Source organism: Streptomyces sp. NPDC019531, from assembly GCF_044903305.1.
GTDB lineage: Bacteria > Actinomycetota > Actinomycetes > Streptomycetales > Streptomycetaceae > Streptomyces.
Genome location: NZ_JBJDQL010000027.1, coordinates 61141 through 73303, shown reverse-complemented (window position 1 = coordinate 73303; position 12163 = coordinate 61141). Strand labels below are relative to the sequence as shown.

Sequence of the window (12163 nt, the reverse complement as noted above, 5' to 3'; positions counted from 1 at the left end):
GACCATGACGGATGCGGTGGGGCGTGACCAGGAGGCGGTCTCGAAGTTCGTGGAGAGCTTCGCGGCCCAACTCGTCGAGGCCGGGATGCAACGCATGCCGGCCCGGGTCTTCGCCGCGCTCCTGTCCTCAGACGAGGGCACGATGAGCTCCGCCGAACTGGGGGAGCAGCTCCGGATCAGTCCGGCCGCGGTCTCCGGGGCGGTGCGTTACCTCGCCCAGACGCACATGGTCTCGCGCGAGCGGGAGCCCGGTTCACGCCGGGAGCGCTACCGGGTGCACGGCGACCAGTGGTACGAGGCCCTGACCAACCGCGAGGCCCTCATCAAGCGGTGGGAGGGCGCCCTGCGCGAGGGTGTCAGCAGTCTCGGAGCCGACACCCCGGCGGGACGCCGTATGGCCGAGACGCTCGCCTTCTTCGAGTTCGTCGAAGGCGAGGTCGCGGCCATGATGGAGCGGTGGCGGGCGCACCGCCAACAGCTGTTCGGCGACTAGGACCTACCGCTCCTTCGTCTCCTCCAGCACCGTCCGCCCCAGCAGCAGATACCGCTCCGGCGAGCGCCGCTTCAGGTACTGCGCGTACCCGATGCCCAGTGCCGCGACCGCCGCCACCAGCCACGGCGTGGCCTTCAGGACCAGGGAGCCGGACTCGGTGCCGGCCGCCGCGCCCATGTTGGAGACAAGGAGGACGACCACCGCGAGCATCGCGACACCGCCGACCAGCGGCGCCGTGAGGGTGCGGAACCAGTGGCGGCTCTCGGGGTGGTGCGTGCGGAAGTAGACCAGTACCGCGAAGGAGCACACGGCCTGGACGATCAGGATCGCCATGGTGCCGAGGATGGCGAGCAGGACGTAGGTGCCGGAGTACGGGTCCTTGCCGGCGGCCCAGAACGCCAGCAGGAGTACGGCCGTCACGACCGTCTGCACCAGGCCCGCGATGTGCGGGGAGCCGTGCCGGGCGTGGGTGCGGCCGACCGTGTTCTTCAGCACCGGCAGGACGCCCTCGCGGCCCAGCGCGTACATATAGCGGGCGGCGCAGTTGTGGAAGGCCATGCCGCAGGCCAGCGAGCCGGTGATCATCAGCCACTGCATGACGTCGACGGCCCAGTGGCCGACGTACTGCTCGGTGGGCCCGAAGAAGAGCTGGAGGGGGTTGTCGGTGGCGACCTTGACGGCGTTCGACTCGCCGGTGCCCGAGATGGCCATCCAGGAGACGAAGACGTAGAAGACGCCGACGCCCAGGACGGAGATCATCGTCGCCTTGGGGATGATCTTCTTCGGGTTGCGGGACTCCTCGCCGTACATCGCCGTGGACTCGAAGCCGACCCACGACCAGAAGGCGAAGAAGAGGCCGAGACCGGCGGACGTGCCCTTGAAGGCGTTGACCGGGTTGACCGGGTCGAGGCTGAAGCCGTTCGGGCCGCCCCCGTGGAAGGCGACCGAGACCGCCATGGCCGCGAGGATCGTCACCTCGGTCGCGAGGAGGACGACGAGGAGCTTCTCGGCGACCGAGATGCCGAACCAGGTGCCCATCGCGTTGACGGCGAGCATCAGCACCGCGAACGCCCACCACGGGATGTCGAGGCCGGTCTGGTCCTTCAGCGTCTCCGTCGCGAACGTCGAGAAGATGCCGATGAGCGCCGGCTCGAAGACGACGTACGCGAAGGTGGCGAGCAGGCCCGACGCGAGGCCCGCGGTGCGGCCGAGGCCGTAGGAGATGAAGCCGTAGAAGGCGCCCGTCGAGGTGATGTGCTTCGCCATCGAGGTGAAGCCGACGGAAAAGATTGCCAGGACGACCATTGCGACGAGATAGCTCGCCGGGGCGCCGATGCCGTTGCCCGCGGACACCATGAAGGGCACGTTGCCCGTCATCGCGGTGATCGGAGCGGCGGTCGCCACGGCCATGAAGACCACGCCCAACAGGCCCACGGCGTTGGGTTTCAGCCGGTGAACCGGGCCGTCTCCATCCGTCTTCGCCGCCGGGGCGGCTGACTCGTCCACTGCCATCGGGTGGCCCCTCTCCTTGCCCGTCCACTGCGTGCCGAATCGGAACTCTGTAGCTCGAATGAGTCGAGCAAGGGTCTCGGGGCGTTAAATGTTTGTCAACCAGACCTTTAGAAATCTGGCGGCAATATGGGGCTCGTAGCGTCGTCGGCATGAGCTACACGTCCGTTCTCGGCGGTCACCGCTACCGCTTCGACACCCTCGCCCGACTGCTCGCCGCCGCGAGCCCCGAGCGCTCCGGAGACCGGCTGGCGGGACTCGCGGCCGGCTCCGAACGGGAGCGGGTGGCCGCGCGCTGGGCGCTGGCGGAGGTGCCGCTCGCGGACTTCCTCGCCGAGCCGCTGATCCCGTACGAGACCGACGACGTGACCCGGCTGATCCTCGACACCCACGACGCGGCGGCGTTCGCGCCGGTGGCTTCGATGACGGTCGGCGGGTTCCGGGAGTGGCTGCTGTCGCAGGCGGCTTCCCCGGAACAGCTGGCCGCCGTGTCGCCCGGCCTCACGCCCGAGATGGTCGCCGCGGTCTCCAAACTGATGGGCAACGCGGATCTGGTCGCCGTGGCCCGCAAGGTGCGCGTGGTCACCGCGTTCCGCTCAACGATCGGGCTGCCCGGTCGGCTGGCGACCCGGCTCCAGCCCAACCACCCGACCGACGACCCGGCGGGCGTGGCCGCGGCCCTGCTCGACGGACTGCTGCTGGGCTCCGGCGACGCGGTGATCGGCATCAACCCGGCCACGGACAGCCCCAGGGCCGTACGGGACCTGCTGGAACTGCTCGACGGAGTGATCCGGCGGTACGCGATCCCCACGCAGTCCTGCGTGCTGTGCCATGTCACGACCAGCGTGGACCTGATGTCCCGGGGCGCCCCGGTGGACCTGGTCTTCCAGTCGATCGCGGGGACCCAGGCCGCGAACGCGTCCTTCGGGGTGACGCTCGGGCTGCTCGACGAGGCCTACGAGGCGGCACTCGAGCTCGACCGGGGCACGGTCGGACGGAACGTCATGTACTTCGAGACCGGGCAGGGCAGCGCGCTCTCGGCGGACGCGCACCACGGTGTCGACCAGCAGACGGTGGAGGCACGGGCGTACGCGGTGGCCCGGCGCTACGACCCGCTGCTGGTCAACACGGTCGTCGGCTTCATCGGCCCGGAGTACCTCTACGACGGCCGGCAGATCCTGCGGGCCGCCCTGGAGGACCACTTCTGCGGCAAACTCCTCGGCCTGCCCATGGGGTTGGACATCTGCTACACCAACCACGCGGACGCCGATGACGACGACATCGCCACCATGCTGACCATGCTCGGCGTGGCCGGCGCGTCCTTCGTGATCTGCACGCCGGGCGGCGACGACATCATGCTCAACTACCAGTCCGCCTCGTACCACGACGCGTTGTACCTGCGCGAGGTGCTCGGGCTGCGCCCGGCGCCGGAATTCGAGGCGTGGCTGGACTCCATCGGCCTGCTGGACGAACAGGGCGGGATCCGCGAAGTGGCCTCGCATCCGCTGACGGCGATCGGAAAGGAGCTCGCGGCATGAGTGAAGTGGCCGTACAGACAAGTGAGTTGTGGTCGGCGCTCCGGCATCGCACTCAGGCCCGCATCGGCCTGGGCCGGGCCGGCTCCGCCCTCCCCACCCGGCACCGTCTCGAACTCCAGGCCGCCCACGCGGCCGCCCGGGACGCCGTGCACTCGCCCTTCGCCCCGGACCTGGTCGCCGCCGGGCTGACCGGGATGCCAACGGTACGGGTCCGCAGTGCCGCGCCCGACCGCCTCACGTACCTCCAGCGGCCCGACCTCGGCCGTCGCCTCGACCCCACGGACCGGGCTCATCTGCCCGTGGGGGAGTGGGACGTGGTGTTCGTCGTCGCGGACGGGCTCTCCAGCCGGGCCGTGCACGAGCACGCGGCGGCCGTGGTGAGGGAGACGGCCGCGCGACTGCCGGGCGGCCGGCGGGTGGCCCCGGTGGTGCTGGCCGAGCAGGCCCGGGTGGCGTTGGGAGACGAGGTGGCGACGGCGATGGGGGCGGCGATGGTCGTCGTACTCATCGGGGAGCGGCCCGGGATGTCGGCGGCGGACTCACTGGGCGCGTACCTGACGTACGGGCCCAGGCCGGGCGGGACGACGGACGCCGACCGGAACTGCCTGTCCAACATCCGGCCGCCGCTGGGTCTGTCGTACGAGGCGGCGGCGGGGAAGTTGGCGGAGCTGATGGGGAGGGCCGCCTCCCTGGGGCTGACCGGCGTGGCGCTCAAGGACGAGTCGGACGGGCCTTCGTCGCTGGAAGGGTGAGCGCGTGGGGCCGGGACGGATCAGCAGGGCCCTTTGTCCTGGCCGGTGCCGCAGACGGGGCCGGTGCTGTCGCCGAGGTAGTGCACGGCGATCGCCATGAGCGTGATGCTCACGACGGCGATGGTCATGAAGATGAGAATGTTCTTGGTTCTCTCGCTCAACGACGGCTCCCGGGTGTTCGGCCTGTGCGGCCTGTGCGGTCGGGACGAGGATCTACCCGGCCGTTCACCTCCCCATGCCGCCGCCCGCTCCCGCGCCCGGTCACTTCCCCTGGTCACGCTCGGGGGCCACCCCTCGGCAACGTGAGTCGCAGTGCCCCCTCCCGCACCGTCCACGTCCGCCTCCGTACCGGCCCCGCCACCCCCGTGTCCGCGCGGTACCGGAAGTCCGCGCCGGTGACGGTCACCGTCCTGCCGGAGGCCAGCAGGGGGGACGCCTCCGCGCCCACCGACAGCGGGCGTATCTCCACCGAGGCCAGGCCCGCGCCGGAGCCCGGGGTCACCGAGACCGCCTCCAGGGGCTGGTCCAGGTCCACCAGCGTGACGCCGTCGACCTCGATGCGCAGGCGGGAGGGGCGGGGGACCGGAGGCGAGGTGTCCCGGGCGGGACGGGCCGGCACCAGGGTCCGTACCAAGGACTGGCAGGTCCGCAGCCAGGGCCGGCCCGCCTCCACCGGGTCCTGGTGCGCGCGGAGCGGCGGAATCCGCAGCGCGCCCAGCACCACCCCGTCGCTGTCGTCCACCAGCATGTCGAGGCGCCGCTCGGCCCCGTCCAGGACGGCCCGCGCGGCAGCCACCGCCCCCGTCGGCACCCCCAGCGCGTGGGCGATGCCCAGGACGGGGCCCACCGGCACCACCGACAGCACACATTCGGCCAGCTCCCGCTGCCGGTGCAACTGCACCACCGCCCGCATCAGCGCCCGGTCGTCACCGACCACCACCGGCCGCCGCGAGCCCCGCCGGGCCAGTGCCCGGGCGAATTCCTCGGGCCCCTCCGGCAGACACACCTTCGTCGCCGCACCCGCGCTGAGCACGTCTTTCACGATCCGTACGGACTCGCCGTCCGTCTGCCGGGCGACCGGATCGATCACCACGAGCAGCTGATCGGAAGTCGCGGAAGTCGCCACCTCGGCCATGCCTCGCTTCCTCGGGTAGCATCTTTGTGCAAGAGCCCCTTGCGCTATTGCGCCAGGGGCTTCGTCTATTCCGGGGCATCCGGGTCCGACGGGCAGCGGCCGACGACGGCCGTTGGTGCACGCGACGGCATACCGTACGCGTACACCCCTGACCTTGGACATGCCCCGCCCGGAAGGGGTGTACGCGCGTGCCCGCACTTGTGCTGCTCGGTGCTCAGTGGGGTGACGAAGGCAAGGGAAAGGCGACCGACCTGCTCGGTGGCTCGGTGGACTATGTGGTGCGCTACCAGGGCGGCAACAACGCCGGCCACACGGTAGTCGTGGGCGATCAGAAGTACGCCCTCCACCTCCTCCCTTCCGGAATCCTGTCTCCGGGGTGCACCCCGGTCATCGGCAACGGTGTCGTCGTCGATCCGTCGGTCCTGTTCTCCGAGCTGAACGGACTGAACGACCGCGGCGTCGACACCTCCAAGCTCCTGATCAGCGGTAACGCCCACGTCATCACGCCCTACAACGTCACCGTCGACAAGGTGACGGAACGCTTCCTCGGAAAGCGCAAGATCGGCACAACCGGGCGCGGCATCGGACCGACGTACGCGGACAAGATCAACCGCGTCGGCATCCGGATCCAGGACCTGTACGACGAGTCGATCCTGACCCAGAAGGTCGAGGCGGCCCTCGACGGCAAGAACCAGCTCCTGACCAAGGTCTTCAACCGCCGCGCCATCGAGGTGGAGCAGGTCGTCGAGGAACTGCTGGGCTACGCCGACAGGCTGAAGCCGTACGTCGCCGACACGGTCCTGGTCCTGAACCAGGCCCTGGAGCAGGACAAGGTCGTGCTGTTCGAGGGCGGCCAGGGCACGCTCCTGGACATCGACCACGGCACGTATCCGTTCGTCACCTCGTCCAACCCCACCGCGGGCGGTGCCTGCACCGGCGCCGGTGTCGGTCCGACGAAGATCAGCCGGGTCATCGGCATCCTCAAGGCCTACACCACCCGTGTCGGCTCGGGCCCGTTCCCGACCGAGCTGTTCGACGAGGACGGCGAGGCGCTGCGCCGCATCGGTGGTGAGCGGGGTGTGACGACCGGCCGTGACCGTCGCTGCGGCTGGTTCGACGCGGTGATCGCCCGCTACGCGACCCGTGTCAACGGCCTCACCGACTTCTTCCTCACCAAGCTCGACGTCCTCACCGGCTGGGAGCAGATCCCGGTCTGTGTGGCCTACGAGATCGACGGCAGGCGCGTCGAGGAACTCCCGTACTCCCAGACCGACTTCCACCACGCGAAGCCGGTCTACGAGAACCTCCCCGGCTGGAGCGAGGACATCACGAAGGCCAAGACCTTCGCCGACCTCCCGAAGAACGCCCAGGACTACGTCAAGGCGCTGGAGGAGATGTCCGGCGCCCCGATCTCCGCGATCGGCGTGGGCCCGGGCCGGGACGAGACGATCGAGATCAACTCGTTCCTGTAGGACCGCCGTTCACGGCTTCCTCCGCAACTCCAGCGCGCCGGACCGCGCGTCGGAGCGCTGGATGAGCCGTGCCGAGTCGCCGGCGCCGCGGAGGTCGTAGCGGTACGACACCCCCGCGGACCGGCACTCCTCGTCGGACTCCTCCCGGACCACATGTGCTCCGCTCGTGACGATCGTGGCCGGGAGGACGTCCAGCAGGGCGCCCTCCCACACGCAGTGACGTCCCTCGCGTTCGTCGACGGCGTGCACGGCGAGGGAGCCCGCGCCGCCGGGGCGGACGGTGAGCTGGAGGATGCCGCGGGCGTCGTACCAGTCGCCCAGGAAGACCTCGGGCACCTGGGCGGAGGCGGCCACCGCGCGGTCGACCTGTACCGAGGTGCGGGGCTTCGGCTCCCACAGGATCCCGCCGTTAGACTCGTCCGCCACCAGTTTCATCGTGGCGGGCAGCCCGCAGTCGTACGTCCCCTGCGTGACGCCCGGTCCGATGCGCCGCATGTCGAACCCGCCGAGCGTCAGGGTGTCGGCGGACCGCGATGTCACCGTGGCGCTGCCCGAACAGATCGTGTCCCGGGTGGCCGAGAGGACCGTGGCACCCCGTTCGCCGGTCCGGGCGCCGGGCAGTACGTCGAGGCGGACGGTGAACAGCGGGCTGTCCTCGTCCAGGACGCTCGTCCACGCGCCGGCGAAGGTCTTCGAGCCCGGTACCTCGTCGGTCACGCCGACGCCGGACTTCTCCAGGACGCCCGGCCCGAAGGCCAGCCACAGCAGGGCGAGCACCGGCACCGTGGCGGTCGTCGCCCACCGTGCCGCCCGGGAACCTCTCATGATCAGGGATCATGCCAGGAAATTGAGCGGTCTTCTCGTGAAGACGTTGAAGTTTCGCCAACTGAAGTCGCGATAAGCGAAACCTGTCAACAAGCCATGCTTATTTCTTGAATATGCGTCGCACACCTCCCAAAAGGGGCGTGGCCCGGACGCGTGCGCATTGAGCTGTCAACGATTTTGCTGATAGTCCTCCTCATGCAGCGCGCGCGTCCATCCCAGCCTTCGTCCTCAGGGAGTGTTCGTGAGTAGGGAAAGAACCAGTCAGGCGCGTAAGCGGCGGACCTGGCGAGGCGTGGCCGGCGTGGCCGCCGGTGTCGTCCTCGTCGGCGGTGGATTCGTGGCGGCGAACGCCGCGACGACCTCGGGCGCGCAGAAGTCGGCCTCGGCCCACCAGTACCCGGTCAACAAGAAGGCGGCCGGCGTCGGGGCCGTGGTCAGCGCCGCCAACGCGTTCCTCAACACGCTGGACGCCGACCAGCAGGCGGAGACCGTCCTGGACTTCTCCCAGGCGAACGCGACCGCCTGGTCGAACCTGCCGTGCGGCTCCTCCTGCCGTCCCGGCATCCAGGCCGGCTCGCTGTCCGACGACCAGCTCAGCGCCCTTGAGAACGTGTTGAAGGTGGCCCTGGGGTCCGGCAAGGACACCGGCTACGAGCACGTCATGCAGACCCTCAAGGCCGACGACGTGCTCGCCTCCGCGCAGAGCACCGGCTCCTCCTCCGCCGCCCCGACGGACGCCCCCACGGCCACCGCCTCGGCGGACCCGTCCGCGACCGCGAGCTCGACGGCCACCGACGCCCCGACCGGCGTCCCGACGGGCGCCCCGCCCTCCGGCGGCACCGGCGGCGGCCCGGCCGGTGGCGGGTACGGCAGCGGCATCTACTTCATGGCGTTCCTCGGCACCCCCTCGGCCACCGGCACCTGGCAGCTGCACTTCGGCGGCCACCACCTCGCCGTGAACATCACGTACAAGAACGGCAAGGTCGCCGGGGCCAGCCCGTTCTTCACCGGCGTCGAGCCCACCAGCTGGACCGCGGACGACGGCACGACGTACGAGCCGATGGCGGAGTTCCGCGACGGCCTGGTCAAGCTGACCGGCAGCCTGACCACCGAGCAGCTGGCCGCGGCCAAGCTGTCCGAGTCCTTCGGTGACGTGCTCCTCGGCCCGGGCTCCGACGGCGAGTTCCCGGCGACCAAGGAGGGCCTGAAGGTCAGCGAGCTCTCCCCCAAGCAGCAGAAGCTGGTCCTCGCGGCCATCCACCCCTGGGTCGCGGACGTGGACGACGCCACCGCGAAGCAGCTGATGAAGACGTACGCCAAGGAGCTGAAGAACACCTACATCAGCTACTCCGGCGGCACCGGCCTGGACACCAACGGCGACTACGTCCGGATCGACGGTCCCAGCGTGTGGGTCGAGTTCATCTGCCAGACCGGCGTGGTGTACCGCGACAAGATCCACTACCACAGCGTGTACCGCGACCACACCCGCGACTACGGCAGCGAGTTCTCCTTCTCATGACCGGACCGCGAAACTGGCTGACCACAGCGCTGCGCTGGGTTGCCGGGATCGCGATCGCGATACCGGCGACGCTCCTCCTGGGGGCGTCGCCGGCCGCCGCGCATCCGATGCCGCACTCGGTGGTCCAGCTCGACGTGTACGAGCACACGGTCTCCGCCCGTCTGGAGATCCCCGTCGACGAGTTCACCCGGGCCAGCGGGATCGACGTGTCCGAGAAGACGCTGAGCGACCGGACCGGGCCGATCCGCGCCTACCTGGTCGCGCACATCTTCCCGACCGCCACCGACGGCCAGACCTGGCAGGTCACCGTCGGGCGCCCCACCCTGAGCCGGGCCACCCAGACCGACACGGGTGAGTACCGCGAGCTGGTCGCCCGGGCCGTGCTCACCCCGCCGGCCGGCACCGACGTACGGCACTTCACCTTCGGCTACGACGTCATCGTCCACCAAGTGGTCACGCACACCGTTCTGGTGACGGTCCGTCAGGACTGGGCGGCCGGTCAGGTCGGCGGCGAGGGCGCCACCCAGGTCGGCACGATCCGCATCGACACCCGGACCATGAAGGTCCCGGCGCTCAAGGTCGACCTCGGCGCGGGCAGCGCCTGGCGCGGCTTCGTCGCCATGCTGAAACTCGGCGGCGACCACATCCTCACCGGCACCGACCATCTGCTGTTCCTGCTCATTCTGCTGCTGCCCGCCCCCCTCGCGGCGAGCGGAGGGCGCTGGAACGGTCTGGTGGGCCCCAGAAAAGCACTGGCCCGCATCGGCCGGATCACGCTGGCCTTCACCGCCGGGCACTCCGTCGCGCTGGCCGCGACCGCGCTGGGCCACCTGGACATCCCCGGCCGGCCGGTCGAGGCGTTCATCGCGGCCAGCATCCTGGTCGGCGCGATCCACGCCGTCAAGCCCCTCTTCCCGGGCAAGGAGGCGCTGGTGGCCGGGGTGTTCGGGCTCGGCCACGGCATGGCGTTCTCCTTCGTGCTCGCCGAGATGCAGCTGACCACGGGCCAGTTGGTGACCAGCCTCCTCGGCTTCAACCTCGGCATCGAACTGGTCCAGTTGCTGCTGGTCTGCCTCGCCCTGCCGTCGCTGCTGGTCCTCGCCCGCCTGCGCGTCCAGCCCGTACTGCGGCTCACCGGCGCGGTGCTTACCGGCACGGCCGCTCTCGGCTGGCTCGTCGACCGCCTGGGCCTGCCCAACCCGGTGGCCCGCGCCGCCGACAGCGCCGGATCCCACACGACGGTGCTGCTGATCGCTCTCGCGGTGACCGCGGTGACCGCCACAGCCTGGACACTGTTCACCCGCCGCCGGGCCCCGGCCGACCCTGCCCTGGCGGTCTGACGGCGGTACCGGTACCGGACGTCCATCGTCCATCGTCCGTCGTCCGTCGTCCGTCGTCCGTCGTCCATCGGAGTATTCACGGTCGATGGCCGTACGGGCCGGTGTCGGCCGCGGCGATGGAGTCCGCGCTCAAGTGCGGCACCAAGCCGACCCCGCCCGCCACCCCCGGACGGCCCCGACCGTCGGCGCGTCCTGAACGGAAGTGGCACGCAGAACCCCGGTGGCCGCCCGGCAGTTGAGTGCCGGGCGGCCACCGGGGCGCGGGACTTCAGACCGTGGGGCGCAGGCGGCGGCCGGTGACGCTCTGGTACGCCGCCCCGAGCACCGCCGCGTTCACCGCGGCCCCGGCGACGATCCCGGCCCAGGCCAGACCGCCCGGCAGCATCACGAACAGCAGCGACGCCGGGGCCGTGACCAGGAACGCCCAGACACCGGCGAGGCTGGCGTCCGCGTGCTCGACGAACAGGGCGTCCACGCCGACCCAGCCGACGACGGCGGCCACGACGAGCAGGTAGCCGAGGGACAGCGGGTTGAGGAAGTAGCGCGAGCGGTTCATCGGGAGCTCCCAGGAGGTTGTCTGGCTGTGGTCACCACGATGCCGTGAGAGCGCCGGCGGCCGCCTGAGTAGCCGTACTCATCCTCTTCGCGGCAGGTACCTACGGCCTCAGTACTCGTCCCTGTGCGCCCGCGCCCACTGGGTGAACGTCCGTGCCGGGCGCCCCAGGACCTTCTCGACCGTCGGCAGCACCTCCGCGCCCCGGTCGCCGTCCAGCGTGCGCCGCATGATCGCGTCGACCACCTCCGACGGGAAGCCGTAGCCTGCCATGCCGGCGCGGGCCGCGTCCGTCGGCACCGGGCGGACCCGCAGGTCGCGGCCCAGGATCTCGCCGAGGACCGCCAGCTCCTGGGTGGGCGTGAGGGACTGCGGGCCGCTCAACTCATGGACAACACCCGCGTGTTGCTCCGTCGACAGCAGGGCCAGTGCCGCGATCTCCGCGAGGTCGGCCGGGTCGACGCTCGCCGCCGGGCGGTCCGCGAAGGGGATCGCCACCTCGTCGCCGGCCCGCAACTGACCCGTCCACCGAAGGGCGTTGGACATGAAACGGCCCGGGCGCAGCAGGGTCCAGACGAAACCGCGGGCCGGGTCGGTCACCGCCGCCTCCGCCGTGGTCTGCCAGCGCGCGATCGGGTCGCTGCCCGTTCCGCCGTCCAGGGTCGACAACTTGACGACCCGCCGCACCCCCGCCCGGGCCGCCGCCGCGGCGAGCGCGAGGTCGTGCGTGGGCTCGGGGGCCGTGCCCACCGCCTGCGCCGACATCAGGAAGACCCCGTCCGCGCCCGCGAAGGCCGCGTCCAGGCTCGCCGGGTCCGCCGCGTCGCCGTACACCGCCTGCGCACCCGCGGGCAGCCGGGCTTCCGCCGGGCGCCGGGTCATCGCACGCACCGGCTCTCCGGCCGCCGCGAGCCGCCGTACCAGCTCTCCGCCCACATGGCCCGTCGCTCCGGTCACCAGGATCATCGCCGTCTCCCTTCGGGAATGTCTCCAGGGTGCGTGCGAGGGCCGGGGCGGGCATCGCACC

Annotated in this window: 12 protein-coding genes; 6 read left to right on the top strand and 6 right to left on the bottom strand. The window is 70.8% G+C overall.

The window, feature by feature from the left end:
- The first annotated feature begins 4 nt into the window (after nucleotides 1–4).
- A complete protein-coding gene (locus tag ACI2L1_RS27805) occupies nucleotides 5–493 on the top strand; it encodes a GbsR/MarR family transcriptional regulator (RefSeq protein WP_404742109.1) in 489 nt (162 codons plus the stop codon).
- Between the two features lie 3 nt (nucleotides 494–496).
- On the opposite strand, the gene ACI2L1_RS27800 is transcribed toward ACI2L1_RS27805, so the two are convergent.
- The gene (locus ACI2L1_RS27800; RefSeq protein WP_404742108.1) at nucleotides 497–2005 is read right to left on the bottom strand and encodes an APC family permease; all 1509 of its coding nucleotides are present in this window, start codon (nucleotides 2003–2005) and stop codon (nucleotides 497–499) included.
- 149 nt (nucleotides 2006–2154) lie between these two features.
- Here ACI2L1_RS27800 and ACI2L1_RS27795 point away from each other — a divergent pair, with 149 nt between their 5' ends.
- Nucleotides 2155–3540: an ethanolamine ammonia-lyase subunit EutB gene (locus ACI2L1_RS27795; RefSeq protein WP_404742107.1), complete on the top strand. Its 1386-nt coding sequence runs from the start codon at nucleotides 2155–2157 to the stop codon at nucleotides 3538–3540.
- Nucleotides 3537–4292 (top strand): ethanolamine ammonia-lyase subunit EutC, encoded by a 756-nt coding sequence (eutC, locus tag ACI2L1_RS27790; protein WP_404742106.1) that lies wholly within the window; start codon nucleotides 3537–3539, stop codon nucleotides 4290–4292. Before ACI2L1_RS27795 ends, eutC begins: the two co-directional genes overlap by 4 nt.
- A gap of 20 nt (nucleotides 4293–4312) precedes the next feature.
- Here eutC and ACI2L1_RS27785 read toward each other — a convergent pair whose 3' ends face one another.
- Together ACI2L1_RS27785 and ACI2L1_RS27780 are read right to left on the bottom strand one after the other, a co-directional pair.
- The gene (locus ACI2L1_RS27785) at nucleotides 4313–4453 is read right to left on the bottom strand and encodes a hypothetical protein (protein ID WP_404742105.1); all 141 of its coding nucleotides are present in this window, start codon (nucleotides 4451–4453) and stop codon (nucleotides 4313–4315) included.
- 113 nt (nucleotides 4454–4566) lie between these two features.
- On the bottom strand, nucleotides 4567–5427 hold the full coding sequence (locus tag ACI2L1_RS27780) for a diacylglycerol kinase (RefSeq protein WP_404742104.1): 861 nt from the start codon (nucleotides 5425–5427) through the stop codon (nucleotides 4567–4569).
- A 188-nt stretch (nucleotides 5428–5615) separates the two neighbouring features.
- Here ACI2L1_RS27780 and ACI2L1_RS27775 point away from each other — a divergent pair, with 188 nt between their 5' ends.
- Complete coding sequence (locus ACI2L1_RS27775; protein WP_404742103.1) at nucleotides 5616–6899, top strand: adenylosuccinate synthase; 1284 nt, start codon at nucleotides 5616–5618, stop codon at nucleotides 6897–6899.
- Between the two features lie 9 nt (nucleotides 6900–6908).
- On the opposite strand, the gene ACI2L1_RS27770 is transcribed toward ACI2L1_RS27775, so the two are convergent.
- The gene (locus tag ACI2L1_RS27770) at nucleotides 6909–7724 is read right to left on the bottom strand and encodes a hypothetical protein (RefSeq protein ID WP_404742102.1); all 816 of its coding nucleotides are present in this window, start codon (nucleotides 7722–7724) and stop codon (nucleotides 6909–6911) included.
- Nucleotides 7725–7965: 241 nt separating this feature from the next.
- Here ACI2L1_RS27770 and ACI2L1_RS27765 point away from each other — a divergent pair, with 241 nt between their 5' ends.
- Both ACI2L1_RS27765 and ACI2L1_RS27760 read left to right on the top strand, forming a co-directional pair.
- On the top strand, nucleotides 7966–9243 hold the full coding sequence (locus tag ACI2L1_RS27765) for a DUF3500 domain-containing protein (RefSeq protein WP_404742101.1): 1278 nt from the start codon (nucleotides 7966–7968) through the stop codon (nucleotides 9241–9243).
- Nucleotides 9240–10583: a HupE/UreJ family protein gene (locus ACI2L1_RS27760; protein WP_404742100.1), complete on the top strand. Its 1344-nt coding sequence runs from the start codon at nucleotides 9240–9242 to the stop codon at nucleotides 10581–10583. Before ACI2L1_RS27765 ends, ACI2L1_RS27760 begins: the two co-directional genes overlap by 4 nt.
- Before the next feature lie 268 nt (nucleotides 10584–10851).
- On the opposite strand, the gene ACI2L1_RS27755 is transcribed toward ACI2L1_RS27760, so the two are convergent.
- Both ACI2L1_RS27755 and ACI2L1_RS27750 read right to left on the bottom strand, forming a co-directional pair.
- On the bottom strand, nucleotides 10852–11139 hold the full coding sequence (locus ACI2L1_RS27755; protein ID WP_404742099.1) for an SCO4225 family membrane protein: 288 nt from the start codon (nucleotides 11137–11139) through the stop codon (nucleotides 10852–10854).
- A gap of 108 nt (nucleotides 11140–11247) precedes the next feature.
- The gene (locus ACI2L1_RS27750) at nucleotides 11248–12102 is read right to left on the bottom strand and encodes an NAD(P)H-binding protein (protein ID WP_404742098.1); all 855 of its coding nucleotides are present in this window, start codon (nucleotides 12100–12102) and stop codon (nucleotides 11248–11250) included.
- Between the last annotated feature and the right edge of the window lie 61 nt (nucleotides 12103–12163).

What these genes read in the sequence shown, in the direction of transcription:
- ACI2L1_RS27795 (WP_404742107.1), top strand. Translation starts at nt 2,155, where the DNA reads ATGAGCTACACGTCCGTTCTCGGCGGTCACCGCTACCGCTTCGACACC.
- ACI2L1_RS27800 (WP_404742108.1), bottom strand. Translation starts at nt 2,005, where the DNA reads ATGGCAGTGGACGAGTCAGCCGCCCCGGCGGCGAAGACGGATGGAGAC.
- ACI2L1_RS27770 (WP_404742102.1), bottom strand. Translation starts at nt 7,724, where the DNA reads ATGAGAGGTTCCCGGGCGGCACGGTGGGCGACGACCGCCACGGTGCCG.
- ACI2L1_RS27805 (WP_404742109.1), top strand. Translation starts at nt 5, where the DNA reads ATGACGGATGCGGTGGGGCGTGACCAGGAGGCGGTCTCGAAGTTCGTG.
- ACI2L1_RS27780 (WP_404742104.1), bottom strand. Translation starts at nt 5,427, where the DNA reads ATGGCCGAGGTGGCGACTTCCGCGACTTCCGATCAGCTGCTCGTGGTG.
- ACI2L1_RS27755 (WP_404742099.1), bottom strand. Translation starts at nt 11,139, where the DNA reads ATGAACCGCTCGCGCTACTTCCTCAACCCGCTGTCCCTCGGCTACCTG.
- eutC (WP_404742106.1), top strand. Translation starts at nt 3,537, where the DNA reads ATGAGTGAAGTGGCCGTACAGACAAGTGAGTTGTGGTCGGCGCTCCGG.
- ACI2L1_RS27760 (WP_404742100.1), top strand. Translation starts at nt 9,240, where the DNA reads ATGACCGGACCGCGAAACTGGCTGACCACAGCGCTGCGCTGGGTTGCC.
- ACI2L1_RS27750 (WP_404742098.1), bottom strand. Translation starts at nt 12,102, where the DNA reads ATGATCCTGGTGACCGGAGCGACGGGCCATGTGGGCGGAGAGCTGGTA.